Annotated in this window: 3 protein-coding genes and 2 pseudogenes; all 5 read right to left on the bottom strand. The window is 56.7% G+C overall.

All coding sequences use genetic code 11. The annotated features are described in order from the left end of the window. Positions 1-44: 44 nt before the first annotated feature. Positions 45-518 (bottom strand): low molecular weight protein-tyrosine-phosphatase, encoded by a 474-nt coding sequence (locus H8Z83_RS18805; protein WP_187016430.1) that lies wholly within the window; start codon positions 516-518, stop codon positions 45-47. Between the two features lie 88 nt (positions 519-606). Continuing rightward, positions 607-999, bottom strand: a pseudogene (locus H8Z83_RS20335) (DUF1016 N-terminal domain-containing protein); the annotation flags it as partial. Positions 1,000-1,094: 95 nt separating this feature from the next. Then, a complete protein-coding gene (locus H8Z83_RS18815) occupies positions 1,095-1,841 on the bottom strand; it encodes a metallophosphoesterase family protein (RefSeq protein ID WP_187016431.1) in 747 nt (248 codons plus the stop codon). Further along, on the bottom strand, positions 1,838-2,899 hold the full coding sequence (locus tag H8Z83_RS18820) for a recombinase family protein (RefSeq protein WP_436231657.1): 1,062 nt from the start codon (positions 2,897-2,899) through the stop codon (positions 1,838-1,840). Before H8Z83_RS18820 ends, H8Z83_RS18815 begins: the two co-directional genes overlap by 4 nt. Positions 2,900-3,013: 114 nt before the next feature. Continuing rightward, positions 3,014-3,313 (bottom strand): annotated as a pseudogene (locus H8Z83_RS20455) (recombinase family protein); the annotation flags it as partial. Between the last annotated feature and the right edge of the window lie 41 nt (positions 3,314-3,354).

Consider the following 3,354-nt stretch of genomic DNA (forward strand, 5'->3'; position numbering starts at 1 on the left):
TTGAATGATAGGTTTGCTCTGTTGTATAGTTCGCTTGAAGCTCGTTATCCATTCTGTTCACCCCGCTCCTGCAATAATTCTCTCAGAAGTCCTTGGCATCCCGCCAACACATCCTGCCAGGTTGCCTCAAAATCGCCCGTGTACCACGGGTCGGCAACATCGCGGGGGTGGTCGGTATAGTCCATCAGGAGGCGCAGCTTGCCAGCAAAGTCGCCGCCGCAGATGCGATGCATATTCCGCAGGTTGGCGCTGTCCATGCCAATCAGCAGATCGTACTTGTCGTAGTCCTGATTCGTGAGCTGCCGCGCCGCGTGGCAGTCGCAGGAGATCCCGTGCTCCGCCAGCTTGCGCCGTACCGGAGGATAGACCGGGTTGCCGATCTCCTCCCGGCTGGTGGCCGCCGATTCGATATGGAATTGTGAGGCAAGCCCTGCCTTCTTCACCAAATCCTTCATCACGAACTCGGCCATGGGGCTGCGGCAGATATTGCCCAGGCACACAAAAAGTATTTTCGTCATCGCACTCGCTCTCCTGAGATATTTCTTTTTCCTCAGTATAGCAGGAAATTGCCTGCGCGTCGAGAGAAGAATGCAGCCACGCCTGAGATTCTATGGCTTCCAGTAGTTTGCCTTTCTTCCATCCGAAACACAGGACGGCTCGGATGTACCAGGACCGTTCCTCGTTGCTGCCGCATCCCTCCAAAATCGCCACATTCCGCGTCCAGCCGAGGCTCATCGCCAGCCGTATGATTTCAGGGGATTCCTCGTAGGCTGCGTAAAACACGCGCATACGGCGCACATTGCGGGGAGAAAAGCCCTCGGCTGTGGGATAGGCCGCTTGCAGGTATTCCGACGCTGCGACAGCCGCGCCTTTTTCGCTCCTGCGGCTGACCAGCCGGCCGATCTCGCGGTACAATTCCATCTGCGGGAGCTGCGCTGCCATGAGCGCGTCCAGTGCGGCAAACATGGCGGTGTAGTCTGTTGGCTTGCGGATATTCATGGGCTTTCTCCTTTCCGACGCGATGCGCCTGATCAACGCTCAAAGCAGAGAAAAGCACGGCGGCTTCACCGTGTTCTTCTCTGCTTTGACCTGCTTCAGATGACTCGCACGATCTGCTCCCACAGCAGGATGTGCTTTTCGTTAACGGCTTTGTTGTCATGATAGTGGCCGAACAGCCAGTAGTGGTATTTTGCTCTTTCCTGCACCTCCTGCAGGAAGTCCGTAAGCCGGTCCGCCTCGTTGTGGCGGCTCCCCGCGAGGGCGATGCTGGTGGGCGCGCAGTGGGTGATGATGTAGTCCACCGCCCAGCTGACCGCGTCGAGGTTTCGCCGCGCCTCGGCATATTCCTCATCGGAGGGCAGCTCCTGCGCCCACCACGAGATGTGGTTGATGCGGTATCTCGCTCTTGGTTTGCGCTGGAGCATCGTGAGCCTTCGCTCAAAATCCGAGGTATCCGGCTCCAGAATCCCATCCTCGATGTCGTGGCTTTTTGCGCCGCCCATGGTGAAGAAGCGGCAGCCCTCCAGCTCGAAGATCTGGCCGCGCGTCAGGTGCAGCACATGAGGACGAATACGGTGTACCTTGCCACCGTGCCAATCGTCCACCGGATATCGTTCCAGCGCGTCATAGTTTTCATGGTTGCCGCAGACGAAGGCAAGCGTGAAGGGCAGACGTTCCAGCCAGTCCAGCGTTTCATCGTCGCGGCTGTCGCCAAACCACACGCCGCCGAAGTCTCCTGCGATGATGACCACATCGTTCTTCGTCATCCCAGCTTGCTCCGGGAAGTATTCCGGCTGGAAGCGCCGGAAGTTTCCGTGGGTATCTCCGGTCACATAGATCATGCGAATTTCCTCCTCTTAGGTTGGTCTACGGTCTGTTCGATTTCTACGCCATTGCGGAAGGTAACCTTAATGCGGTTGCCCGCCAGAACCGTGACCTTTTCCAGCATCTGATAGACCACACCGTCATCCCATTCTGTGATTCCCACAGTCGCCGCGGCCATTGCCGAGGCTGCCGCATGGATACGACGGCTGATCTGCTCCTCTTCCTGTCGGATACTAAGGATAGCTGTTTTTCGGCGCTTCAGTTCTTCCATCGTGGTGGAGATGGCACGGAAACGCTCGGCGTATTCGTCCGCGTCACCATTTGCCGCCTCTGCCAGAAGCGTATCGAATTGTTTGCCCAACTCTGTGACCGCTCGCTCAATGTCTCCAAGGCTCATGCTCTCACCGGGGACCGGAGCCAATTCCTGCTCCATCGCATCCACAAGCTGGTCCGCCAGCACCTTGCGCCCCGACATGGAGGCATTGATGGCTGCCAGCACCGCCTGCTGGAGCGGCGATTCGTCCAGCGTTGGAGATTCTTTGCAGTATTTCTTGCCATAATCCAATCGGCTGCTGCAGCGCCATACGGCACGTTTCTCACCGTGCTGCGTCCACACCACTCTGCGGTATGCTGTGCCACACTCGCCGCAGAACAGCAGACCACTGAGCGCGTACTTGCCGCTGTAGCGGCTCATACCTGTGGGGGCGCTCTTTTTCGTGCCGCCGGTCTGGGCCCGGCGACGCGCCAATTCAATCTGAACCGCATCGAACCGTTCTCGCGGGATGATGGCTTCATGATGATTTTGAATCAGGTACATGGGAAGCTGCCCGGTATTCTTGATAACCTTTTTGCTGATACAGTCCCGAATGAAGGTCTTCTGGAGCAGGACGTCACCGCAGTATTTTTCATCAGAGAGAATCGTCCGCAGATTGGAGGTTGTCCATTCCGTCGTTCCTGCCAAATTCTTGAATCCGCCTGTTTCCAAGGTTTCCTTGATATTGCGCAGCGTCTGACCGGATAGGTACAGCTCGTAAATCTTTCGAACAGTCTCCGCCTGCTCTGCGTTGACCACCATCTCTCCGTCAGGTCCTTTTTCGTACCCCAGCAGGGTCTTATACTGGATGTTTGCCTTTCCCGTCCGCATCGCCTGATGCTTGCCCCATTTGACGCGGGAGGATATCCCTTCGCTTTCGGACTGTGCGAAGGCGCCGTGGATGGTGATGAGGAATTCGCTCTCCGGGTAGATGGAGTTGATATTCTGCTCCTCGAAGAGGACCGGGATGCCCATGCTGCGCAGCTCGCGGGTATAACTCAGAGTGTCCACGGTTTTGCGGGCGAAGCGGGATACCGATTTGGCAAAAATCATGTCGATCTTGCCCTTCCTGCACTGCCGGATCATGCGAAGAAAATTCTTGCGCTTGCAGGCGGAGGTACCGGTGATACCCTCATCCGCGAAGATATCCGCCATCGTCCAGTTGGGATTTGCCATGATCTTTTCCGTGTAGTATGCTTTCTGGTTTTCATAGCTGC

Source organism: Dysosmobacter segnis, assembly GCF_014297285.1.
In the GTDB taxonomy this organism is placed as follows: domain Bacteria; phylum Bacillota; class Clostridia; order Oscillospirales; family Oscillospiraceae; genus Oscillibacter; species Oscillibacter segnis.

Excerpts from the sequence above, each read along its gene's own strand:
- H8Z83_RS18805 (WP_187016430.1), bottom strand. The coding sequence starts at position 518 with ATGACGAAAATACTTTTTGTGTGCCTGGGCAATATCTGCCGCAGCCCC.
- H8Z83_RS18815 (WP_187016431.1), bottom strand. The coding sequence starts at position 1,841 with ATGATCTATGTGACCGGAGATACCCACGGAAACTTCCGGCGCTTCCAG.
- H8Z83_RS18820 (WP_436231657.1), bottom strand. The coding sequence starts at position 2,899 with ATGGTGGTCAACGCAGAGCAGGCGGAGACTGTTCGAAAGATTTACGAG.